This is a genomic window from Moraxella bovis, from assembly GCF_025985205.1.
Lineage (GTDB): Bacteria > Pseudomonadota > Gammaproteobacteria > Pseudomonadales > Moraxellaceae > Moraxella > Moraxella bovis.
Genome location: NZ_CP087840.1, coordinates 1,583,136 through 1,604,303 on the forward strand (window position 1 = coordinate 1,583,136; position 21,168 = coordinate 1,604,303).

General features: G+C 42.7%; 24 protein-coding genes and 3 pseudogenes. 19 read left to right on the plus strand and 8 right to left on the minus strand.

The window, feature by feature from the left end; all coding sequences use genetic code 11:
• Positions 1-347: 347 nt before the first annotated feature.
• Positions 348-907, minus strand: a pseudogene (locus LP107_RS07765) (IS1 family transposase).
• Between the two features lie 338 nt (positions 908-1,245).
• On the opposite strand from LP107_RS07765, the gene LP107_RS14370 reads away from it, so the two are divergent.
• The gene (locus tag LP107_RS14370; RefSeq protein ID WP_078275273.1) at positions 1,246-1,815 is read left to right on the plus strand and encodes a septal ring lytic transglycosylase RlpA family protein; all 570 of its coding nucleotides are present in this window, start codon (positions 1,246-1,248) and stop codon (positions 1,813-1,815) included.
• A gap of 289 nt (positions 1,816-2,104) precedes the next feature.
• Here LP107_RS14370 and LP107_RS07775 read toward each other — a convergent pair whose 3' ends face one another.
• Positions 2,105-2,410, minus strand: coding sequence for an HU family DNA-binding protein (locus LP107_RS07775; RefSeq protein ID WP_029102137.1), 306 nt, complete (start codon positions 2,408-2,410; stop codon positions 2,105-2,107).
• Positions 2,411-2,757: 347 nt separating this feature from the next.
• Here LP107_RS07775 and LP107_RS07780 point away from each other — a divergent pair, with 347 nt between their 5' ends.
• From LP107_RS07780 to LP107_RS07840, 13 genes are all read left to right on the plus strand, one after another.
• On the plus strand, positions 2,758-3,459 hold the full coding sequence (locus LP107_RS07780; RefSeq protein WP_228157806.1) for a hypothetical protein: 702 nt from the start codon (positions 2,758-2,760) through the stop codon (positions 3,457-3,459).
• A gap of 466 nt (positions 3,460-3,925) precedes the next feature.
• The gene (locus LP107_RS07785) at positions 3,926-4,435 is read left to right on the plus strand and encodes an Rrf2 family transcriptional regulator (RefSeq protein WP_078275272.1); all 510 of its coding nucleotides are present in this window, start codon (positions 3,926-3,928) and stop codon (positions 4,433-4,435) included.
• Positions 4,432-5,655 (plus strand): IscS subfamily cysteine desulfurase, encoded by a 1,224-nt coding sequence (locus LP107_RS07790; protein ID WP_078275271.1) that lies wholly within the window; start codon positions 4,432-4,434, stop codon positions 5,653-5,655. Before LP107_RS07785 ends, LP107_RS07790 begins: the two co-directional genes overlap by 4 nt.
• A 12-nt stretch (positions 5,656-5,667) precedes the next feature.
• Complete coding sequence (locus LP107_RS07795) at positions 5,668-6,423, plus strand: transporter substrate-binding domain-containing protein (protein ID WP_078275270.1); 756 nt, start codon at positions 5,668-5,670, stop codon at positions 6,421-6,423.
• A gap of 66 nt (positions 6,424-6,489) precedes the next feature.
• A complete protein-coding gene (locus LP107_RS07800) occupies positions 6,490-6,744 on the plus strand; it encodes a hypothetical protein (RefSeq protein WP_112742200.1) in 255 nt (84 codons plus the stop codon).
• A gap of 196 nt (positions 6,745-6,940) precedes the next feature.
• On the plus strand, positions 6,941-7,426 hold the full coding sequence (locus LP107_RS07805) for a hypothetical protein (protein WP_143821752.1): 486 nt from the start codon (positions 6,941-6,943) through the stop codon (positions 7,424-7,426).
• 45 nt (positions 7,427-7,471) lie between these two features.
• On the plus strand, positions 7,472-7,858 hold the full coding sequence (gene iscU / locus LP107_RS07810) for a Fe-S cluster assembly scaffold IscU (RefSeq protein WP_078275267.1): 387 nt from the start codon (positions 7,472-7,474) through the stop codon (positions 7,856-7,858).
• Between the two features lie 163 nt (positions 7,859-8,021).
• Positions 8,022-8,342 carry an iron-sulfur cluster assembly protein IscA gene (gene iscA / locus LP107_RS07815; protein WP_078275266.1) on the plus strand — a complete coding sequence of 107 codons (321 nt, stop codon included), beginning with the start codon at positions 8,022-8,024 and terminating at the stop codon, positions 8,340-8,342.
• Positions 8,343-8,345: 3 nt separating this feature from the next.
• A complete protein-coding gene (gene hscB / locus LP107_RS07820) occupies positions 8,346-8,888 on the plus strand; it encodes a Fe-S protein assembly co-chaperone HscB (RefSeq protein ID WP_078275265.1) in 543 nt (180 codons plus the stop codon).
• Between the two features lie 136 nt (positions 8,889-9,024).
• Entirely contained in the window at positions 9,025-10,896 is a 1,872-nt protein-coding gene (hscA, locus tag LP107_RS07825; RefSeq protein ID WP_078275264.1) for a Fe-S protein assembly chaperone HscA, read from the plus strand.
• A gap of 55 nt (positions 10,897-10,951) precedes the next feature.
• The gene (gene fdx, locus LP107_RS07830; RefSeq protein ID WP_078275263.1) at positions 10,952-11,293 is read left to right on the plus strand and encodes an ISC system 2Fe-2S type ferredoxin; all 342 of its coding nucleotides are present in this window, start codon (positions 10,952-10,954) and stop codon (positions 11,291-11,293) included.
• A gap of 199 nt (positions 11,294-11,492) precedes the next feature.
• The gene (locus LP107_RS07835; protein ID WP_078275261.1) at positions 11,493-12,659 is read left to right on the plus strand and encodes a hypothetical protein; all 1,167 of its coding nucleotides are present in this window, start codon (positions 11,493-11,495) and stop codon (positions 12,657-12,659) included.
• 23 nt (positions 12,660-12,682) lie between these two features.
• On the plus strand, positions 12,683-12,874 hold the full coding sequence (locus LP107_RS07840; protein WP_078275260.1) for a hypothetical protein: 192 nt from the start codon (positions 12,683-12,685) through the stop codon (positions 12,872-12,874).
• A 40-nt stretch (positions 12,875-12,914) separates the two neighbouring features.
• Here LP107_RS07840 and LP107_RS07845 read toward each other — a convergent pair whose 3' ends face one another.
• Positions 12,915-13,802 (minus strand): substrate-binding periplasmic protein, encoded by an 888-nt coding sequence (locus tag LP107_RS07845; RefSeq protein WP_078275259.1) that lies wholly within the window; start codon positions 13,800-13,802, stop codon positions 12,915-12,917.
• 282 nt (positions 13,803-14,084) lie between these two features.
• Between LP107_RS07845 and fba the strand changes: the two genes are divergently transcribed.
• The gene (gene fba / locus LP107_RS07850) at positions 14,085-15,122 is read left to right on the plus strand and encodes a class II fructose-bisphosphate aldolase (RefSeq protein ID WP_078275258.1); all 1,038 of its coding nucleotides are present in this window, start codon (positions 14,085-14,087) and stop codon (positions 15,120-15,122) included.
• Positions 15,123-15,186: 64 nt separating this feature from the next.
• Entirely contained in the window at positions 15,187-15,813 is a 627-nt protein-coding gene (ruvA, locus tag LP107_RS07855; protein WP_078275274.1) for a Holliday junction branch migration protein RuvA, read from the plus strand.
• Between the two features lie 43 nt (positions 15,814-15,856).
• On the opposite strand, the gene LP107_RS07860 is transcribed toward ruvA, so the two are convergent.
• Complete coding sequence (locus LP107_RS07860) at positions 15,857-16,408, minus strand: DUF2059 domain-containing protein (protein ID WP_078275257.1); 552 nt, start codon at positions 16,406-16,408, stop codon at positions 15,857-15,859.
• 58 nt (positions 16,409-16,466) lie between these two features.
• On the minus strand, positions 16,467-17,171 hold the full coding sequence (gene tsaA / locus LP107_RS07865) for a tRNA (N6-threonylcarbamoyladenosine(37)-N6)-methyltransferase TrmO (protein WP_078275256.1): 705 nt from the start codon (positions 17,169-17,171) through the stop codon (positions 16,467-16,469).
• Positions 17,172-17,312: 141 nt separating this feature from the next.
• Between tsaA and LP107_RS07870 the strand changes: the two genes are divergently transcribed.
• Positions 17,313-18,086, plus strand: coding sequence for a ferredoxin--NADP reductase (locus LP107_RS07870; protein WP_078275255.1), 774 nt, complete (start codon positions 17,313-17,315; stop codon positions 18,084-18,086).
• 137 nt (positions 18,087-18,223) lie between these two features.
• The gene (locus tag LP107_RS07875; RefSeq protein ID WP_264682748.1) at positions 18,224-18,814 is read left to right on the plus strand and encodes a L,D-transpeptidase family protein; all 591 of its coding nucleotides are present in this window, start codon (positions 18,224-18,226) and stop codon (positions 18,812-18,814) included.
• A 12-nt stretch (positions 18,815-18,826) separates the two neighbouring features.
• On the opposite strand, the pseudogene LP107_RS07880 reads toward LP107_RS07875, so the two are convergent.
• A pseudogene (locus LP107_RS07880) lies at positions 18,827-19,561 on the minus strand (IS30 family transposase); the annotation flags it as partial.
• Positions 19,562-19,613: 52 nt separating this feature from the next.
• On the opposite strand from LP107_RS07880, the gene LP107_RS07885 reads away from it, so the two are divergent.
• Positions 19,614-20,313, plus strand: a protein-coding gene (locus tag LP107_RS07885; protein ID WP_228157684.1) for an IS1 family transposase whose coding sequence is annotated in 2 segments (ribosomal slippage) — positions 19,614-19,960 and positions 19,959-20,313 — 702 coding nt in all. Because the reading frame shifts where the segments join, the coding sequence is not laid out codon by codon here.
• Positions 20,314-20,324: 11 nt separating this feature from the next.
• On the opposite strand, the pseudogene LP107_RS07890 reads toward LP107_RS07885, so the two are convergent.
• A pseudogene (locus LP107_RS07890) lies at positions 20,325-20,585 on the minus strand (transposase); the annotation flags it as partial.
• Positions 20,586-20,683: 98 nt separating this feature from the next.
• Complete coding sequence (locus LP107_RS07895; RefSeq protein ID WP_112742196.1) at positions 20,684-21,163, minus strand: pyrimidine dimer DNA glycosylase/endonuclease V; 480 nt, start codon at positions 21,161-21,163, stop codon at positions 20,684-20,686.
• Between the last annotated feature and the right edge of the window lie 5 nt (positions 21,164-21,168).

The window sequence follows — 21,168 nt, forward strand, 5'->3', positions numbered from 1 at the left end:
ACGTGCCTGCTTTTGGTATTTACAATGAAAAATGCCTATTAGAAAAAGCAGGGAAATCGCACGTTTTTCAAGGGAAAAACAAAGGTTGTGAGTTTTCTATCAAGCAAGTGTTTATTATGAAAAACAATCCGACCACTTAATTGTATAAATTTTAAGAATTTTAACTTACACCCAAGAAACTTTAAAATTACTACAAATACAATGATGTGTGGACGTAGGGGCGTGCTGAGCACGCCTTGTATAGTAATATCATCAAAGGGTGTGCTCAGCATACCCCTACAAACCCGTGGTAAATATCAAGTTGGTTGGGTGTAACTCTTTAAATCGGCTCTAGTCCAAAAAGTATGCTACACCCACCCATGGTTGATATAATGAAACACCAAGTCAAATGCTTTAAGATGATTGGTTAGGTTTTTAGAGAAACAACATTTTTCTAAATGCTCGCCTAACAAAGGCTCTAAGCCTTGTGTTGTTGCCTTCAATACCAACGGTAAAGCGTTTGCCCACTTGTTTGATAGAGTGCTTAAAAGCAACAAGAAAGCTGTCCCAATCATCACAAGCAATTTTGTTAAAACTCATACCTAAACTCATCTATCTTTAAGGTATTGTAATGCTTTTGTCTTGGTTTGATTTGGTGATTACTGTTTGCAAGCACGCTAAATACTTTACCCTTACTGACTTGTTCAAGTATCACAATGTCAGCAATACGACAACCACAAGCTGACATTAAGCGTATTTTGTCATTGATGTAAGATTGACAACCTTTGTCAGTAAGCTGTAAATGATGAACAAACTGTCTATGACAATCTTTGCAAAAATAGCTCTGTTTGCCATAGCTTTCTATGCCATTTTTCTTTATACTAACCGACAGGCAACTTGTGCAAGTAATGGTAATTTGTGTCTTCATAACCGTAAATTACCAACTTTTGTGCAAGTTGTCTTTTTAGTTTTTGTTATAGCATACTTTTTGGATTACTACCTATTTTTAAAAACAATAACATCATTGTGGTTATTTGGCATAAAACTTGCAACAATTAATTTTATTATCATGGGACGGATTTCATTTTAACTTTTGCAAATTTGTAAAGTGACTTATAAAACAATCTTGCAAAATAAAGAAAAACCCCCATGTTATTAAGATAACTAACGATTGGCTTGCTTAAATTGACTTAACACCAATCATTAACCCACCAGAATGCCATCATTGCTTTTGTAAGTATGAATAATTCCTTTATAGGTTCTCACATGAAATATCTAAAAACTGGTGCGATTGCACTTGCAACAACCCTAGCAACAGTCGCTCCTGTTCAAGCGGTCAATGCGGCAAATACAAGTGCCAATATTGATAAAGTATTGGGCGAGCTTAGCCGTCAGCACAATAACGCATCAAGCCTTGTCAAATCCACTCGTGACAACACTTCATTGACGTTGTCAAGCTCTTTAATCAAGGATGCTAAGAGTGACTCTCAAAAAGACTCAGACATGCTAGGACAGCTCTCTGCCGTTGCTTCTAATACCGTCAGCAAATTTAAACAATCAGGCATGGCATCATGGTACGGTCGCCAGTTCCATGGCAAACCCACCGCCAGTGGCGAAACCTTTGACATGAATGCCATGACCGCCGCTCACAGCTCCTTACCGATGAACTGCTACATCAAAGTCACCAATAAGGACAACGGCAAATCTGTCGTCGTTAAAGTCAATGACCGCCCTGCCCAAGCCAACCGTATCTTGGATTTGTCTTATGGTGCCGCCAAAGCCATTGGGCTAACCCAAAAAGGCGTGGGCAATGTCAGCATTGAGCGTATTGATTAGGGCGTGTTGAAACTTTATAACACATTTTAACATTTAGAAATTTCATAGGAATAAAATGGTGTTTTTGCATGAAAAATGACTAAATTTTGCTTGTCATTGCAAACACCAAAGACAGGTACGCTCTATACCAAAAGAACCAAGTTCCGTTAAGCACAGAAACTTAGCCCAACTAGATCCAACCAAAGTCTAATAATAAACTAACCCCCATCTTAACTCAGCAATTAATGCTAGATTGCGGGATGAGAATTGGGGGTTAGTTTATTTTTTAAACATTTTAACGATGTTAAAATTATTTTTTGCCTTTTTTAGCGGATTTTTCGGTAGGATTTACCGCGTCTTTTAGACCTTTACCTGCTTTAAATCCAGGCACTTTGCTGGCAGCGATTTGTAGTGGCTCACCAGTCTTAGGGTTGCGACCTGTACGAGCAGCACGCTCTTTAACGCTAAAAGTACCAAAACCAACCAATACCACGTCATCACCACGCTCCAAGGCACCTTGTACGCTAGAAGTAAAAGCATTAATGGCTTTGGTGGCTTGCTCTTTGGTAAGACCTGCTTCGCTGGCAACAGCATCTACTAATTCTGATTTATTCATGATTTGTCCTCATGGTGTTGATGATAAGAATGTGAAATGAATTTACATTTGCTAAGTCTTGCAATAGCAATAAAGTCAGCAAAAGCAAATCTAAGCCTACAACACATGCTGCATGCTTGGGCTTATTTTGAGTGCATTGTATAAGGGTATTGCCCATTTTACAAGGGGTATGGCAAAATATTTTTATCTTTTTTACAAAAATACCCCATCAAAGGCGTGATATTTACGATAAAAGCTTACTTTCATCCTTTTTTACCAAAAAATCACGCATTGGTTACATTAAGGTGGTTTACTTTTTTTGGATATCATTTTATCATTAGCATTATTTTTTGATCAGATAATCACGCATGACCGACCCACAGCCGACTCACAACACCAAACCCAGTAATCCACAACCAACCTATCGCACCGATGATGGCGATAATGGCGGTGTCTCTCGTGGACTGTTAAATGTTCTATTGGTGTTTTTAGAATCAGCCATCACTCTAATTCTCCGCTTTGACCCCAAACTGCGACAGCTTGCCTACCCACTTGCCGAGCGTGGTACGGTGGTCTGCATTCGTACCTACCTGCCTCACGTGCAGTTTTATGCTACATTTGGCTATCGCGGGGTGCTACTTGATGACCGCCTGCCCAATGACAAGACCACGCCCGACATGACGGTAAACGCTTACAGTTTTCAGCTCATCAATGCCATTACCACGCATAGCAGTGGCAGTGTTGAGTCGCTACAAATTCGTGGCAGTCATGAAGATGTGCATGATTTTAAGGCGTTTTTGGTGCAGTTGGGCGTGGGCGGTGTCATTCAAAATCTACTGGGCAAAGTCAAGGGCAAACCTGCCCCCACCCCCGAACAAAAAGCCGAAAAACAAGAAAACTACAAAGCCAAAATCGCCGAGCAGTCTGCTCGCATTGATGAGCTAACCATGCATAATCACAAGCTAAATACTGCTCTCATCGAACTACAAGGCAAACAAAAAAGCACCCTTATCGCCCTTGTTGTCGTGGGCATCATCGCATTGGTTGCCATCATCATGAACTTTGTTTGATTATTTTTTACGCATAAAAAGGCGAACTTTCCGCCTTTTTATTTATTTTACTGGTTATTTATTTTATTGACTTGATTTTTTGCCCTAACGCCAAATATCAATTCCTACTCCTTTAGTCGGATTGCAAACCACATCTGCCATGCTATGATAAATGTCACTTTTTAGTTTTGGCTTGATTGGGGTTGGGGCATGCCTACCATTGACAACATTTTAAAAAGATGTAGTGAAAACTTAACGCTTGAAATAGATCTTTCATTGTAAATACCAAAGGCAGGCACGCCCTATATTTGACAAGTAATTCAAAAGATAAATTTATGATGAATTTTATCAATGGCAAAAATCAATTACTTTGATAAAAAATAATCTTGACTGGATTACTAGGAATTATTATAATAGTCACATATTATCTACCCACGCCTAGCTTAGTTGCCATCAACGTTAGGCTAGGCAATTTGGAAACCATATTATGCGATTGACAACTCGTGGACGCTATGCAGTAACTGCCCTACTTGATTTGGCGGTACAAGAAATTCGCCATCAAGGGGCGGTGTCCTTGTCTGACATTGCAAAGCGTCAATCCATCTCCATCTCTTATCTTGAACAACTTTTCTCAAAGCTACGCAAAAAAGGCTTGGTCAGCAGTACTCGTGGGGCGTCTGGCGGTTATCATCTTGCCAAACCCTTAGACGAGATTGACATCATGAGCATCATCACCGCCGTCGATGAGTCCATTAACGCCATGCAGTGCGGTGGCAAGGGTGACTGCCGAGATGGCGAGATGTGCCTAACGCACGACCTGTGGCATGATTTATCCAACCACATCGAAGCCTATCTGAGCAATGTTACCCTAGCCCAACTTTTAGAATCCAAGCACACAGGGTACATCGCCGACCGCCAACAACAAAAAATCTCTGGCGAGAAAAACGACAAAACCAATTCAATCAATACAATTAACTTAGGGGTCAATCCAGCATGAGCCAGTCATCACTTATTTATTTAGATTATGCCGCCACCACGCCAGTCACCCAAGAAGTCGCCGACAAAATGGTCAAATACATGACCTTTGACGGGATTTTTGGTAACCCTGCCAGTCGCTCGCACGGCTTTGGTTGGCAAGCCGAAGAAGCGGTAGAAAATGCCCGTTTGCAGATTGCCGAGACGGTCGGTGCCGATCCCCGTGAGATTGTGTTTACCAGTGGGGCGACCGAGTCGGACAACTTAGCCCTAAAAGGTGTGGCTCATTTTTATCATCAAAAAGGCAAGCACATCATCACATCAAAGATTGAACACAAAGCAATCTTAGATACCTGCCGTCAATTAGAAGAAGAAGGCTTTGAAGTTACCTATCTTATCCCCCAAGAAGCCACAGGGATTATCACGCCCGAGCAGGTAGAAGAAGCCATTCGCCCCGATACGATTTTGGTCAGCCTTATGGCGGTAAACAACGAGCTTGGCACGGTAACAGACATTGCCAAGATTGGCGAGATTACCCGTGCTAAGGGTGTATTGTTCCATGTGGACGCTGCCCAAGCCGTTGGCAAAATCAAGATTAACCTAGAAGAGCTAAAAGTTGATTTGATGAGCTTTTCAGGACACAAAATCTACGGTCCTAAGGGGATTGGTGCGTTGTATGTTCGCCGTAAGCCCCGTGTGCGTATCAAAGCCGAACAGCATGGCGGTGGGCATGAACGTGGTATGCGTTCTGGTACGCTTGCTACTCATCAGATTGTTGGCATGGGCGAGGCGTTTGCCTTGTCGGTTGCTCGTTTTGATGAAGACCACGCCCACATCACTCGCCTGCGTGATAAGCTGTGGAATGGCTTGCAAGGCATTGAAGAGATTTATTTGAACGGCAGTTTTGAGCATGGCATTCCCAATATCCTAAACGTGAGCTTTAACTTCATCGAAGGCGAGAGCCTAATGATGAGCCTAAAAGATTTGGCGGTGTCGTCTGGTTCGGCGTGTACGTCAGCAACCTTAGAACCCTCCTATGTGCTAAGAGCAATCGGACGCCCTGATGAACTGGCTCACTCGTCCATTCGTTTTAGTATCGGTCGCTATACCACCGATGAAGACATTGACCGTGTGCTTGCCCAAATCACCGATGCGGTAAACAAACTTCGTGAGCTGTCACCCCTATGGGATATGTTTAAAGAAGGGGTGGATTTTAGTAAGGTTGAATGGCAAGAGCATTAATGGAAAGATGATATGAAACGTTTGGCATTGACCGCATTGTTGGCAGGTATTTTGGCAGGGTGTGCCACGCATGCCCCAACCCAAGCCCCTACTTTGACCTATGATGTGGTGTCTGATTTGGATTATATGCCTTATATTTATAAGGACGAGAACGGAAACATTGTCGGTTTGGAAGTCGACATTTTGACCACCATTGCCAAGAATCAAGGCTTTGATGTGCGTTTTGTGCCTAGCACATGGGAAACACTCTTTGATGACATGACCAAGCACAATGCCAAACTTGCCCTAAACGGCATGGCGGTCGTTGATGTTGATGACAAGCTAGCCACCCCAAGCGACAGCTATATGCAATCGCTTGACTGTATGGCAACGACCAACCCAGCCTATCTAAACAACTGGCAAGGTCGTTCTATGGCGGTAGTGTTTGAAGGCGAGATTACCAATAATCTACAAGAAGCAGGTATCAAACCTAGCCAATTTGTAGAAGCCCCAACCCAACAAACCGCCCTAAAAATGGTTGGTGATAATCAAGCAAATCTAGCCATGGGTGATTGCACGGCACTGCGTTATTATATCAAGCACGAACCTATGCTACAAAATTACCGTTTTGTGGTGCAAGAATTACCTAATTCAGACGACCCAAAAAATTCACGGCTTGTTTTTGGTATTGCCAAAAATCCTGCCTTGATACAACAAATCAATGACGGACTTGCCACACTTAAACAAACAGGCGAACTTAATAAAATCAAACAAAAATGGCGGCAATAACCCCATTGGATAAAGTGTAATTTTAATCAATGCGGTTTTGATAAACGACACAATTACGATGAATAAATGATGATGCATAAAACGATTGTCGTCTTAATTATGGGTTTATTTGCCAATATTGCATTGGCAGATGAACTACCTATCGGCATAACACAAGCAAATTTACCGATTTATGCACCCAATAATCCAAATTTATCATTATGGACTGTTGGCGAAAACGGTATGGAAGGTTCTTCTAGAAGCAATTTTTTGTATTCTGACGGTGCTTATTGTTATTCGCTTGGTGCAATGGGTAGTATTATTTTGTTAAATGGTCAATGAATTTAACAAGGACAAAACTGGTATAAATATTACACTTCATGACAATGATAAGCCATTTTATATTACCAATGATAAATCTTTTGATGAATGTCAGCAAGACCTAAATGATCGCCAAAGACGGTTGAAATTGCCTGATTTATTCTTTTATAGAAAACAGGTCTATTTGGGTTTTTCAAATCAAGAAACACCCACCCAAATGGCATTGTTTGATTATAATAAACACCATGACGAAATCATCATTCCCAATAATAGCCGATATTTATTTGCTGCCAAAAACCAAGACAGCAAAAGGACCATTGCCCGTTTTGATTTAAATGCTTTTAAGTATCCCAATATTACTTTGCTATATAATGATGGGCTTATGGGTGTTTCACGACATGAAATCAATGAATACTTTTTGGATAATCAGCCTACCTTTATTATTAAAAATGGTAAAGTAGGTTCAAAAGACAGTTATTCTGATGATGTTGATTTTTTTCAAAATTCTTATCATGTTGATTTAAACACAGTTAAGAATGATGATATGAATTTTAAAAGATTGCACCGTTATTGCTCAGGTCAATCTGATGAATTTTACTTTGATGTGCTTGAAAGCAAGCAAAATGATTTAACAAAACCCACTTATATCAATTGGCATGGTAAAATCAACCCAACAGCTGATTGGTTGAAAATGCAAGATTAACCACTTTAAAAGCCAAGCAAATAATTGCTAGCAACGGAGACCATTATGGCATACTCAGACAAGGTCATTGACCATTATGAAAACCCCCGCAATGTGGGCAACCTAGACAAAAACGCCAAAAATGTTGGCACAGGTATGGTGGGAGCCCCCGCCTGTGGCGATGTGATGCGTTTGCAAATTCAAGTCGGTGATGATGGCATCATCGAAGACGCCAAATTCAAAACTTATGGCTGTGGCTCAGCAATTGCCTCAAGCTCACTCGTTACCGAATGGCTCAAAGGCAAAACCATTGACGAAGCCCGTGCCATCAAAAATCTTGACATTGCCAAAGAATTGGCATTGCCTCCTGTCAAGGTGCATTGCTCTGTATTGGCAGAAGATGCGATTAAGGCGGCGATTGAAGATTATCAAGCCAAATCGGCAATTGCTTAATCTTAATTCTGTTAAATAGTCCAAATTGGCTTTTTATTGGTATTTTGTACTGGCGGATATAATTCGCCCCTACGAATTTTAAAATAAAATTTAAAGTCAAATAAGGCAAATTTACCTATAAAAATCAATAATTTGTAAAAAATTGTAAAAATAGGAAAGACTTATGATTACTCTAACAGACCGAGCGATAACGCACGTCAAAGACTTTTTGGCAAATCGTGGAAGCGGTGTGGGCATTCGTGTGGGCGTACGAACGGCGGGGTGTTCAGGTCTTGCCTATGTGCTTGAATTTGTGGACGAGCCAAACGACACTGATGAGCGTTTTGATAATGACGGCGTGGGTGTGTTCGTTGATCCAAAAAGCCTTGTCTATCTGGACGGCTTACAAATGGATTACGTTACCGAAGGGCTAAATTCTGGCTTTAAATTTACCAACCCCAACCAAACAGGCGAATGCGGTTGTGGCGAATCCTTTACGGTGTAACTTATGGCGTTATTAACCAATCATTTTTTTGAATTGTTTGGGCTACCTGTGGCGTTTATCATTGACAAATCCGCCCTAAAAGCGACCTTTTTACACCTGCAAAAACAGCACCACCCCGACAATGCCGACAATATCGCCCAAGCCGAGCAAAATACCACTTTGATTAACCACGCTTTTGACACCCTAAACCGTGATGACAGCCGTGCAGTCTATTTGCTTGAATTATCAGGCGTGGCACTTAATTCGGACAAAACCATTGCCGATGAGCCGTTTTTGATGCAGATGATGAGCTATCGCATGGAGTTAGAAGATGCCATTTTTGACAATGACAAACATACAATTAGTCAAATTGCCAACAATATCAATGTCTTAATGAGCCAAACGGCAGACGACTTTGACAGCGTTTATCAAGCAAAAGACTGGCAAACCGCCCAAATCATCGCCCAAAAATTACGCTTTTTGGGTAAATTGCACGATGACATGACGGACGCTCTGTCCAAATCATCAAGCCAAGATGACGGGCAAGATGATGATTTATATGTGTGATTTTTTATTATTTTAAAAATTCAAAAAACTTAAACAACCCATAAAATGCCAAAAATTTTAACACCCAATTTATCCCAAATAGGTAAAACCATGTTAAAATTTTAGCCAACCTGTAAACCATAAAATACATAATACCATGTCCCTACTTCAAATCAGCGAACCCAACCAATCCGCCAAACCCCACGAGCACCGCTACGCCTTGGGCATAGACTTAGGGACGACTCATTCTTTGGTGGGCGTGGTACGCTCAGGACGGGCGGACGTGTTGCCCTTTGGCGACAGCCCCCTATTACCGAGCGTGGTCTATTATGGCGACAAGGCGGACGCCCCCATTGTGGGCAAGCACGCCTTGACTTATAATGACCCCCAAAATACCATTATTTCTGCCAAACGCTTTATGGGGCGTTCGCTTGCCGATATTAAATTTAGCCACCCTTACGAGCTGGTTGGGGGCGACAACGCCATGCCAGCGTTCGTTACTGCACAAGGCGACAAATCGCCCGTTGAAACGTCTGCCCATATCCTAGCCAAGCTCTACAACCACGCCAAGGCAAGCCTACCGCCTGACAGCATACAAGGGGCGGTGATTACCGTGCCTGCCTATTTTGACGAAGCCCAACGCCAAGCCACCAAAGACGCAGGGGTGAGCATTGGACTCAATGTCTTACGCCTTTTAAATGAGCCAACCGCCGCTGCCATTGCCTATGGGCTTGACAAATCCGCCAAAACAGGCACTTATCTGATTTATGACCTAGGCGGGGGGACGTTTGATGTGTCGGTGCTATCCCTAAAAGACGGAGTGTTTGAAGTCTTGGCCACAGGCGGAAATTCGGCTTTGGGCGGAGATGACATTGACCGCTTGATTGCCAACTTTTTTATCAAATCGGCAGGACATGACCCCAAAGACGTGGACAACGCCCAAAAAAGCACCCTTGCCAACCTTGCCAAAAGCTACAAACAAAAACTCTCACAGCGTCAAGCGGTGTCGGTAGATATTGAGATTAACGGTGTGCCATTTAGCACCCTACTAAACCAAGACACACTCGCCCAAATCTGTGAACCTGTGATTCGCCGTAGCTTACAGCTCTGTGAGCAGGTGTTGGCGGACGCTCGCCTTGACAAGCATGAGCTGGTTGATGTGGTGCTGGTGGGAGGTTCTACTCGTATGCCAATCGTGCAAAATGCAGTGCAGGCGTTTTTTGATAAAGAACCGTTATGCTCTATCAATCCCGATGAAGTCGTGGCACTTGGGGCGACAAGGCTTGCTCATCAGCTCATCAACAAAGAAGATGATAATCTGCTTCTGCTTGATGTTACGCCCCTATCGCTTGGGCTTGAAACCATGGGCGGACTGACCGAAGTCATCATTCCACGCAACACCCCTATTCCTGTGGCACGCAGACAGACCTTTACCACGCACACGGACGCTCAGACGGGCATGGTGATTCATGTGGTGCAAGGCGAGCGTGAGACCGTGGCGGATTGTCGTACTTTGGCGAATTTTACGCTGACGGGCATTCCACCGATGAAAGCAGGGCTTGCCCGTGTGGAAGTTACCTTTGCCATTGATGCCAACGGTCAGCTTACCGTATCGGCAATGGAGACAACCACCAAAGTCGCCAGTAAAATTGATGTCGTGCCAAGTTATGGGCTGACCGAAGAGCAACAAGAAGAGCTTCTAAAAGCAGGTTTTATCCATGCCAAAGCCGATAAAGAAAAACGTATGCTTATCGAAGCCAAAGTAGAAGCCGAGCGTGAGATTTTGGCATTGCAATCGGCATTGGGTGAATTTGGCGAGCTTTTAAGCGATGACGACAAAACCAAATTAAACGAAAAAATGACCACCGTAAAATCCGCCATTGACACCGCCCAAACTGTCGATGATAAAGCAATGCTGGATAAGGCGGTGAGCGAATTAAAGCCTTTGTCGGATAATTTTGCGTCTGTCATCATGAACCAAAATGTCAAACAGGCACTTGCTGGCACTAAGGCAAGCGATTGGCAATAATTGCCGAGCCTACTAATTACAACCTATTGATTTTAAATAATTAAGTAAAACTATTATGGTAACTGTAACCGTACTTCCCCACCACGAAATCTGTCCAGAAGGGGCAACCGTTGAGCTAAACAAAGGCGAAAACCTACTTGAAGGCTTGCACGAACACGGCATTAACATTGAACACGCTTGCGACTGCTCAAAGGCGTGTACCACGTGCCATGTGGTTGTCCGTGAAGGTTTTGATAGCCTAGAAGAAATGGACGACATAGAAGCTGACTTGCTTGACCGTGCGTGGGGGCTAGAACCCAACTCTCGCCTATCGTGCCAATGTGTGGTCGCTGACGAAAACCTAACCGTCTATATCCCTAAACATACCTTAAATCATGCAAAGGAAGGGCATCATTGATTAAATTTACAAATAACAACCGCTTTTATACAGATAAAGGCGGTTTTTTATGTGCTTTTGTGTATAATTCTAAACATAATTTACTTATCCATACCTATCATTTTGACATACCCCACCCAAAATCACGCATTTATCACAAAAAATTTCCAAAAAATACAAGAGTTGGTATAATAAACTTTTTTATGTAGCAGGCATTATTATGGCGACTTTATATTATATCAGCACCAAAAATCTACTCAAATTTGACAACGGCAAAGAGTCCACCATTTCTTGCCAAGCCATCAATCAATACACCAAAAATATCAAACAAATCAAAGACAGAAGAGCATGGAAAACTGAAGGTGCTGGGGCGATGTTTATGGGTACAGCACAAGCAGAGCAGGATAATTTTGACGGGATTTACCCCACTGCCATTGCTTTTATAGACGACAACACCTATGTCTATAGTGCCAGATTGCAAGAAGGCACAGCGATTCAGTCCAAACCAATCAGTAGCGACACAGCAAGCGAAGGACTGATTTTACGCAAGAGTGATTTTCAAGTGTTTGATTTGTGCTATGATTCAAAAAATAAGCGAGTTATCGTCTCAGCAAGCGATACCCCTTACGCCAGCCATTATGGCGAGCGACATTTGTGTGTACTATCACTTGACAGTGTTCGCACGCAGTTTGTTACCGAAGGCGAATGTCAAGACAAAAACCCAAGCGTAGACCCCAATAACAGCACGGTGATTTATTATGATTCTTGTGGACTTGCGTACACCCAAGATAGCATTGTGTTTAGCCCACGCCAAGTCAATCGCTTAGACCTTGCCACGGGTGAGCTTGAGACGGTACTGGCAGACGATAAATTTGACTATTTTGCACCCATTATGGACACACAAGGCAACCTTTATGCCATCAGACGCCCTTATCGTGAGCATGATAGCACAGACCCTGTGGGTACTGCCAAAGACCTGCTTACAGCACCTTTTAAAATCCTCAAAGCCATTGTAGGCTGGCTGGACTTTTTTACCAAACGCTATTCAGGTGAATCTTTAAAAACATCAGGTGCCAACCCCGCTCGCACCAAACCCAAGAGCGAAGAAGAGTTGTTTATTGAAGGCAATCTTATCAAAGCGGATAAAAATTTGCTAAAAAATCAAGCGGACGGCGAGAAGTTTGCAGGATTTATTCCAAAAAGTTGGGAGCTCATAAAATACTTGCCCACAGGTGAGACGCAAATCATTAAAAAAGGCATTATGGCGTATTGTCTTGCAGATGATGATATTATCATCTCCAACGGCAAATCAATCATCAAAATCACTAACGGTCAAGAAGAGCTGATTACCCATGCCCCCAAAGTTGCCAAACTGATGTGGGTATAAATTTGTAAAACAAAGGAAAATTTATGGCAATCCAACTCTCTAATTTTAAAGACAAATTCCTAACTTTTATCTTTACAAATTTCCAATGGCTTTTGGCGTTGGTTATCCTATCAGGCATATTTGGCTCAGTGGTGGGTGTTGGAGCTTGGGTTGGGATTTGGGCAGTAGTTTTATTAACACCCATCCTTTTTCTTTTTTACAAACCCTATGAATAAAAAAAGACTTGGCGATACCAAGTCTTTTTAAGCATTTACCCTATTTTGTAGTAGGTAATTTTTGGGGTGCTACGCCAAACCATTTTTCATAAATTTTGGCATAAGTACCATCAGCGACAATGTTGGCAAGCCCTGTATTGATTTTTTCCATCAGCTCATTTTCAGACTTTGGTGTGATGATAACCATCTCGTAGTGCTCAAAAGCCTCGCCTTCACCGACGATTTTAAAGTTAATCTTGGGGAACTGCTTGGCATAGTAACGTAGCACACCTTCATCTGCCAATACCGCCTCAGCATTGCCTGTCGCCAATTCTTTAAAAGCTAAGAATGCAGATGGCTTTCCAATAATACTAGGATTGCCTTGACCAAGCGCCTCTTCTAATTGCGGAATATAGGGGCTGTCAGCCAATGTTGCAACTTTCTTGCCATTTAAATCTTTTAAGTTTTTGATACTGTTGTTTTCCGCAGAAACAGCAAGCGCATCTTGTCCCCATGCATAGGTATTAGAAAGTAAATATTTTGCTTCTCGCTCATCGTTTCTTGAAAAACCTGACATCACAATATGGCTTTGGGCATTATCCAAGCCTTTGACAAGCACTTTCCAATCCTGAGGAACGACGTCCACACCAAAGCCTTGATTTTCAGCGATGGCTTTGATGATATCCACATCAAAACCTTGGGCGTTACCATTCTCATCCTTAAAATCATAAGGGGGATAGTTGGCGTCAATACCAACCACATAGCTTTGGGCGTTGGGTACGGTGGCACTGGTACTGACTTGCTCACCTGTGGCTGGTGCTGTTGCGGTAGGTGCCGGCTCGCTCTTAGGCTCACTGGCAGTTTCAGGGGCTTTATCACTACATGCCATCAACGCTGACAACATCAATGGTAAAATGGCATACTTTGCCTCGGTATTGAAATTTTTCATAGCTTCCTTCTCCTAACTAAGGGATTGATTTAACCCAACAAATTGTTAAGTTTTTATGATGATAACACGTTATTTAATCTTAATACAGTGGTTTCATAAGCTTATTACATTTTGTTGCAAATTATTTGTGTTTCAAAAATAATGATTATTGATAACTTTTTTATTTGATTCGTCTTTGATACCTAGAAAGTTCACAATAACTGTGTGATTTAATACAAAATACCATGATTTTCGCGTTTTTTTTTGATATAATTTGACAAATTTAATCATTTTGGAGCTATCATGGCACTTGTATCCTTACGCCAACTTCTTGACCACGCAGGCGAACACGCTTACGGCCTGCCCGCCTTTAATGTAAACAACCTAGAACAAATGCGTGCCATCATGATGGCAGCGGACGAGACCGACTCGCCTGTCATCGTGCAAGCATCAGCAGGAGCCAGAAAATACGCAGGAGCTCCCTTTTTACGCCACCTTATTTTGTCTGCCATTGAAGAGTGGCCGCACATTCCTGTTGTCATGCACCAAGACCACGGCACAAGCCCTGCCGTCTGCCAACGCTCCATTCAGCTTGGATTTAGCTCGGTCATGATGGACGGTTCATTAAAAGAAGACGGCAAAACCCCTGCCGATTATGACTACAACGTGCGTGTAACCCGTGAAGTCGTCAAAATGGCTCATGCGTGCGGTGTGTCGGTCGAAGGCGAAATCGGCTGTTTGGGTAGCTTAGAGACCGGCATGGCAGGCGAAGAAGATGGCGTGGGTGCAGAAGGCGTACTTGATCATAGCCAGCTTTTGACATCGGTCGAAGAAGCCCGTCAATTTGTCGCCGATACCAACGTGGACGCTCTTGCCATTGCAGTGGGTACGTCTCATGGGGCATACAAATTCACCCGTCCGCCTACTGGCGACATTTTAGCGATTGACCGCATTAAGGAAATCCACGAAGCTCTGCCAAATACTCACCTTGTCATGCATGGTTCATCAAGCGTTCCCCAAGAATGGCTAAAAATCATCAACGAAAATGGTGGTAACATTGGCGAAACCTATGGCGTGCCAGTAGAACAACTTGTCGAAGCCATCAAGCACGGTGTTCGCAAAATCAACATTGACACCGACTTACGCCTAGCCAGCACAGGGGCAGTTCGTAAGTTTATGAACGACCACCCTGCTGAATTTGACCCAAGAAAATATTTACAAGCCAGCATGAACGCCATGAAAGACATCTGCGTACAACGCTATGAAGCCTTTGGCTCGGCAGGTCATGCCAGCAAAATCCGCCCAATCTCATTGGAAAAAATGGTAGAATATTACAAATAAATTGGTGCAAGTCGTGAATAAGGGCGACAAGATTCGCCCTTATTTGTATTTTAAAGGAAAAACCATGATTGGTATGATTACAGGGCAAGTCGCCCATCTATCCGCTCCCGTCGCTTGCGTCATGACATCAGGCGGGGTCGGCTATGAGATAGAAATGCCCATTGGTGAGTTTTGTACATTGTCTGTCGGCATGAACGTTACGCTTTATACGCAACTGGTCGTGCGTGAAGATGCTCATCTGCTGTTTGGTTTTACTGACAAGTCTGAGCGAGAAATTTTTAAAAAACTCATCAAAATCAATGGCGTGGGGGCAAAAATGGCACTTGCCATACTCTCAACCTTACCGCCAAACGAGTTACACCAAGCGGTAGAATATGGCGATGAATCCGCTCTAACTCGTGTGGCAGGCATTGGCAAAAAAACCGCCCAACGGCTTATTATTGAATTAAAAGGTAAATTGGACGGCACATCGGACGATTTATTTACCCCAACCACCACCCAAAATGAGCCAACACACACTGCCAACCCCATGCACGTCATCGCTGAAACCGAAAGTGCGTTGGTGAGCCTAGGCTATAAAGAAAAAGAAGCCCAATCCGCCATTAAGACCGCCAAACAATCGCTGTCCGATGATGAGCTGACCACATCAAACCTATTAAAGGCAAGTTTAAAGATTTTGTCGGGGTTTTAAGTCATCCACAAAAAAACACCGTCATCACAACGGTGTTCATCAGTCATTCTACAAAAATCCGCTCTATCTCTTTTTCAATATCTTGTTGCATTTTTTCATTATCGAGATTAGGGTTGTCAATCAGCATTTGCACAACCAACTTTTGTAGCTCGTCCATATATTCAGGTGTCATTATGTTGGTTTTTTGAACAACGCTTTTGCCAATAGGCGTGCTTAGAAATTCATTATAAGCATCAATCTCTTCTTGGGTGTAGTATTTTTTGGCGACATCAATAAAGATTTGGTTGATTTGTTGGCGACTTTGCGGTGTTATTACTTGACCTATCACTTGATTCACATGTTTTTCAAATACCATGCCTACTTGCTTGGCTTGCTCTGGGGTTACACCTTCTTTTTGGGCGATTTGAGCTTCAAAAAGCTGTCGCTGTGCGTCCAAACTGCCTTGCATACCAAGGTCAAAAGCTTTATCCATCTCTGATAATTGCATAAACTCTATCAAAGATTCATCGGACGGCACTTGGGCGGTGGCATTCATGGCAAAGGCTAGGGACATGCCAAGTAGCATGGCGGTGAGTGATTTTTTCACGGTTTTCATGGGATTATCCTTAGTTAAAAAAGTTTATTTTAAATAAATCTCATTTATTTTTCAAGCCCTAAACCACCCGCACCCCACACACCGCCATAATCCCCTGCTCATTCATGACAAAATCCACGTCCACCGCCCCATACCGCATGGCACACGCCACCCCGATTTCAGATTGGCGATAGGCAGGGCGTGGGTCTTGGGCAATCAGCTCGCCAATGAGTGCTTTGTCATCAGCTGTTAATAAGCCCAACTTTATCAATTGTTCAAATTCATCATTTGCCTTATCATTAAAGATAACATTCCGCTCAGTCGGTTTGTCAAATCCCATCGCCCCGTTCACACCGTCCACATAGGGCAGATACGGCTTGATGTCTAGTATCGGCGTGCCGTCCACCATGTCCGCCCCTATGATATGTAAAATCACTTGACTATCAACCACTTCTACCTTATCAAACCCCACCACCGACAACCCCACCCCAGACGGGCGGTACATACTGCGTGTGGCAAATACCCCGATTTTGTCATTACCACCCAAACGTGGTGGACGCACCTGCGGACGAAAACTGGCTTGTTCTTTGTTGTGATGAAATTGCCACAACACCCACAAATGGCTATACTGCTCAATGCCGACAAAGGCGTCGGGCGTGCCATAAGGGGCGATAAAGCAGATATGGCTTTTAATAGCGACAAGGTTGGGCTGGCGTGGAATGCCAAACTTTTGGGATAGGGGTGAGTAATGATGACCGATAATCGGCAAAACGTGTGTGTTCATGGTATTTTTGGGCGGTTTATGCTAAAATGACAAATGGATATGCCAATTTTTAAGTAAAATTTGGCATAAAAAATCGCTATTATACACAAAATTTGCTATTATATCAGATTTGATAATCATTCTTAATAATTGGATAATGCCATGTCAAAATTCATCAACGAAACCGTTACCTACGTCCACCACTGGACAGACCGTCTATTTACCATTAAGACCACCCGTAGCGACAGCTTGCGTTTTAGAAGTGGCGAATTCGCCATGATTGGCATTGAAGTGGACGGCAAACCCCTTGTCCGTGCTTACTCTATCGCCAGTCCCGCTTGGGCAGAAGAGCTTGAATTTTTCTCTATCAAAGTTCAAGACGGCCCTTTGACTTCACGCCTGCAACACATCAAAGTGGGCGATACCCTGCTCGTCTCCAAAAAGCCCACTGGCACGCTCGTACTCGATGACCTGCTGCCTGCCAAGCATTTGTATCTGCTTGCCACAGGCACAGGACTTGCTCCATTTTTGTCTCTCGTGCGTGAGCCTGAGATGTACGAACGCTTTGAAAAAATCATTCTGGTGCATGGCGTGCGTCATACCGAAGATTTGGCGTATAAAGACTTTTTTGAAAATAAACTGCCAAACGATGAGGTTTTTGGTGAATGGGTGCGTGAAAAACTCATCTACTATCCCACCGTAACCCGTGATGAGTTTAAAAACCAAGGGCGTGTTACCGACATTATCAAATCAGGCAAACTCTTTGAAGACATCGGTCTGCCCCCCATGAACAAAGACGATGACCGTGCGATGATTTGCGGTAGCATGGCGATGAATGCCGATATGTCTGCCATTTTAGACAGTTTTGGTTTGACCGTTTCGCCACGCATGGGCGTACCTGCCGATTATGTGGTGGAGCGGGCGTTTGTGGGCTGATGACCCATTGATAGTAAAACGCACTATTATTATGGTGCGTTTTTTGTTTTTATATTTTTACAAAATCCACTTTTTACAATTTTTCCATAATTTATCAGCTACTGCCATGCTATGATAAAATTTTAAACATGAAAATTATGATGAAAAAACACACTGCCCTACCCTTATTTGCCATTGTCATTTTATCCGCTTTTGGAGTTAATTTTTATCAAAACTTGCCTACCAATCCCACGGCACACGCCAGCACCTTATCGCCCAAACAGCTTGAACTTGTCAATCAACCACCGCTACCGACAGGCACACAGATTGACAAACTCATCGTCTACAAATCAAAACGGGAAATGCACGCTTTACATCAAGGCAGTTTGGTAAAAACTTATCCGATATCGCTTGGCAAAAACCCGATAGGGCACAAAGAATTTGAAGGCGACATGAAAACGCCCGAAGGGGTCTATATCATAAACGACTGTAATGCCAATAGCGGTTATCACAAAAATTTGGGTATCTTTTATCCCAATGAAGCCGACATCGCCTACGCCAAAGCTCACGGCAAATCGGCAGGCGGGGCGATAAAGATTCACGGCATAAAAAACGGGCTTGGCGACATCATCGGGGCAAATCATCTGCTCAAAGACTGGACACACGGCTGTATCGCCGTAACTGACCTCGAAATAGACGAGCTGTTTGTGTCGGTTGTGGAAAATGCGGTGATTGAGATTTTGCCTTAATGCCTTGAATTATCAAACCAACTGCAACACTTCATCAAAATAAACCTCATAAGGTGTTTTCCAGTTTAAACACTTTTTGGGTCTATGATTGGGTTCATTTACTTTACTGATAATATCGCTTTCATGCCACTTGCTTAAATCTTGATGCTTAGGGAAATATTCTCTAAGCAGTCCATTGGTATTTTCATTGCTTCCCCTATCCCAAGGGTGTCTTGGTGGGGGAAAGTAAAACTCTACATTTAACTGCTGACTGATTTTTTCATGATAAGCAAACTCTTTGCCTCTATCAGGGGTAATTGTATGGACTTTTACATCCTTTAATAAATCAATCATTGCAGTTTGTACATGTTCTGCCCTCTTGGCAGGTAATCTTCTGCACCACAGATAACGGCTTTTTCTATCTACTAAGGTGAGTAGACAATGACCACCAGAGATACCTAAGACAGTATCCACCTCTATGTCACCTGTCCGCTCTCTTAAATCAGCCATCTTTGGACGTTCTGATAATTCATGACTGATCTTAATTTTACCACGCTTTTCATCATGAGTCTTAGCATGTCTTGTCTTACCTTTATGGCGTAGCTTACGACGTGCCAATCTGCCACCTTCATCAAACCATCCATGATAAATGGCTCGATAAATTGTATTGGCACTTATTTGGTGTTTTGTATTCTCAAGCCTAAGACGATTGCTGATTTGCTCTGGAGACCACCTGTGACTCATAAACTTATCATGGGTATTGTCAAAAACAAATACATAAGTTAAAATAACTCAATACTTTACCATAGAGTAAAAACCAATGAACGAAACATTTGATAGTTGTCCTAAATGTAAGCACAAACACTTTGTCAAAGCAGGTTTTAACAATGGCAGACAACGCTATAAGTGCAAAGGTTGCAATCATTACTTTTCAGTACATAAACCAACGCATCATAAAAGCGAAGCAACCAAGCAAATGGCAATCAATATGTATCTAGAAGGTTTGGGCTTTCGTTCAATTGGTCGCATATTAGGTATTAGTTATGGCACAGTCTATCAATGGGTTAAAAAACTTGGCGAACAACATCAAATCAAACAAGATAGCAATCAAGCGATAGATATCGTTGAGCTTGATGAGATTCATAGCTACACCAAGCATAAAAAACGCTTGCTGGACCCCGCTTGCCATTGACAGAACAACAAAACAAATCTTAGGTTTTGTTTGTGGCAGACGAGACACCAACACCTTTAAACAGCTTTACAATCAATTGAACATCCATAACATTCAACTGTTTTGTAGTGACTACTGGAAATCTTACCTTGAAGTCATTCCAAAATCAAAACATATGACAAGCAAAGCTCAAACTTTTACCATAGAGGGCTATAATAGTCCCATTAGGCATTTCACAGCAAGATTTAGAAGAAAATCAAAATGTTATTCTAAATCCGAGAAAATGATAGAAAACACTTTGAACTTACTGTTTGCTAAGTGGAATGGAACTTTGAATTATGTATTTTAGTTTAACAATGCCTTATCATGCACCAACTGATATAACTCTTTGTCATCTAATTTAAACTTAAGTTTGCATGCTTGACGTTTTTTATCATAGTTTATCTGAGCCGTGTTAGCGCTATACGCTTGGTTTAACTTACAATTTCTTGATATTTCTCTTGAAATTGTTGAGCAAGAACGTCCTAACATGCTTGCGATTTTACTGGGCTTTATGCCTTGTGCAAGCATTAACATTATCTTTTCTCGTTCATTTATGCTAAGATGTTTGTAGGTGTTCATGATTACTTTTTTATTTGTGTGGTAACAATATTATCAGTAATGATGAACATCTTTTCATTTGTTGCGGTTGGATTGTATGTTTAAGGGTTAAATTAAAACTATAACCAATCAGGGCTTGGGCGACCCGTATACGCCAAAATATCCGCCTTGCCACAGCGATAATAGGCGCGATAAGCGGTGACTGTATCATCGCCTTGATACTCATCGGGCATGACCTGTGGCGGTGCTACAAATGGCGTGTCGGCAGAGATGGGGCAGTTTATCAGAATGTGGCGGAGCTTTTGGTCGGTCAGATGAACCTTGCCATAGCGGTGCGTATATTCATCACACAGGGCGACAAACAGCTGATAAAGCCAGTCATAATGCGACTTTGAGCCACGCACCCACACCGCACATGGGTGGTTTTGGTGCGTGCATTTATACAGAACCGCCCGCTCATCATCGCAAAGGACGCTATCACCTAGATGATGAGCGGTACACAGTAACTGGGCGTATTCTAATATCATCTTGACCACATGCTTATTACCATGAAAAATGGCACAGCGTATCGGGTCAGGGTCAAGGTAGAAAATGTTCAAAACGC

What these genes read in the sequence shown, in the direction of transcription:
- LP107_RS14370 (WP_078275273.1), top strand. Translation starts at nt 1,246, where the DNA reads ATGAAATATCTAAAAACTGGTGCGATTGCACTTGCAACAACCCTAGCA.
- LP107_RS07775 (WP_029102137.1), bottom strand. Translation starts at nt 2,410, where the DNA reads ATGAATAAATCAGAATTAGTAGATGCTGTTGCCAGCGAAGCAGGTCTT.
- LP107_RS07780 (WP_228157806.1), top strand. Translation starts at nt 2,758, where the DNA reads ATGACCGACCCACAGCCGACTCACAACACCAAACCCAGTAATCCACAA.
- LP107_RS07785 (WP_078275272.1), top strand. Translation starts at nt 3,926, where the DNA reads ATGCGATTGACAACTCGTGGACGCTATGCAGTAACTGCCCTACTTGAT.
- LP107_RS07790 (WP_078275271.1), top strand. Translation starts at nt 4,432, where the DNA reads ATGAGCCAGTCATCACTTATTTATTTAGATTATGCCGCCACCACGCCA.
- LP107_RS07795 (WP_078275270.1), top strand. Translation starts at nt 5,668, where the DNA reads ATGAAACGTTTGGCATTGACCGCATTGTTGGCAGGTATTTTGGCAGGG.
- LP107_RS07800 (WP_112742200.1), top strand. Translation starts at nt 6,490, where the DNA reads ATGATGATGCATAAAACGATTGTCGTCTTAATTATGGGTTTATTTGCC.
- LP107_RS07805 (WP_143821752.1), top strand. Translation starts at nt 6,941, where the DNA reads ATGGCATTGTTTGATTATAATAAACACCATGACGAAATCATCATTCCC.
- iscU (WP_078275267.1), top strand. Translation starts at nt 7,472, where the DNA reads ATGGCATACTCAGACAAGGTCATTGACCATTATGAAAACCCCCGCAAT.
- iscA (WP_078275266.1), top strand. Translation starts at nt 8,022, where the DNA reads ATGATTACTCTAACAGACCGAGCGATAACGCACGTCAAAGACTTTTTG.
- hscB (WP_078275265.1), top strand. Translation starts at nt 8,346, where the DNA reads ATGGCGTTATTAACCAATCATTTTTTTGAATTGTTTGGGCTACCTGTG.
- hscA (WP_078275264.1), top strand. Translation starts at nt 9,025, where the DNA reads ATGTCCCTACTTCAAATCAGCGAACCCAACCAATCCGCCAAACCCCAC.
- fdx (WP_078275263.1), top strand. Translation starts at nt 10,952, where the DNA reads ATGGTAACTGTAACCGTACTTCCCCACCACGAAATCTGTCCAGAAGGG.
- LP107_RS07835 (WP_078275261.1), top strand. Translation starts at nt 11,493, where the DNA reads ATGGCGACTTTATATTATATCAGCACCAAAAATCTACTCAAATTTGAC.
- LP107_RS07840 (WP_078275260.1), top strand. Translation starts at nt 12,683, where the DNA reads ATGGCAATCCAACTCTCTAATTTTAAAGACAAATTCCTAACTTTTATC.
- LP107_RS07845 (WP_078275259.1), bottom strand. Translation starts at nt 13,802, where the DNA reads ATGAAAAATTTCAATACCGAGGCAAAGTATGCCATTTTACCATTGATG.
- fba (WP_078275258.1), top strand. Translation starts at nt 14,085, where the DNA reads ATGGCACTTGTATCCTTACGCCAACTTCTTGACCACGCAGGCGAACAC.
- ruvA (WP_078275274.1), top strand. Translation starts at nt 15,187, where the DNA reads ATGATTGGTATGATTACAGGGCAAGTCGCCCATCTATCCGCTCCCGTC.
- LP107_RS07860 (WP_078275257.1), bottom strand. Translation starts at nt 16,408, where the DNA reads ATGAAAACCGTGAAAAAATCACTCACCGCCATGCTACTTGGCATGTCC.
- tsaA (WP_078275256.1), bottom strand. Translation starts at nt 17,171, where the DNA reads ATGAACACACACGTTTTGCCGATTATCGGTCATCATTACTCACCCCTA.
- LP107_RS07870 (WP_078275255.1), top strand. Translation starts at nt 17,313, where the DNA reads ATGTCAAAATTCATCAACGAAACCGTTACCTACGTCCACCACTGGACA.
- LP107_RS07875 (WP_264682748.1), top strand. Translation starts at nt 18,224, where the DNA reads ATGATGAAAAAACACACTGCCCTACCCTTATTTGCCATTGTCATTTTA.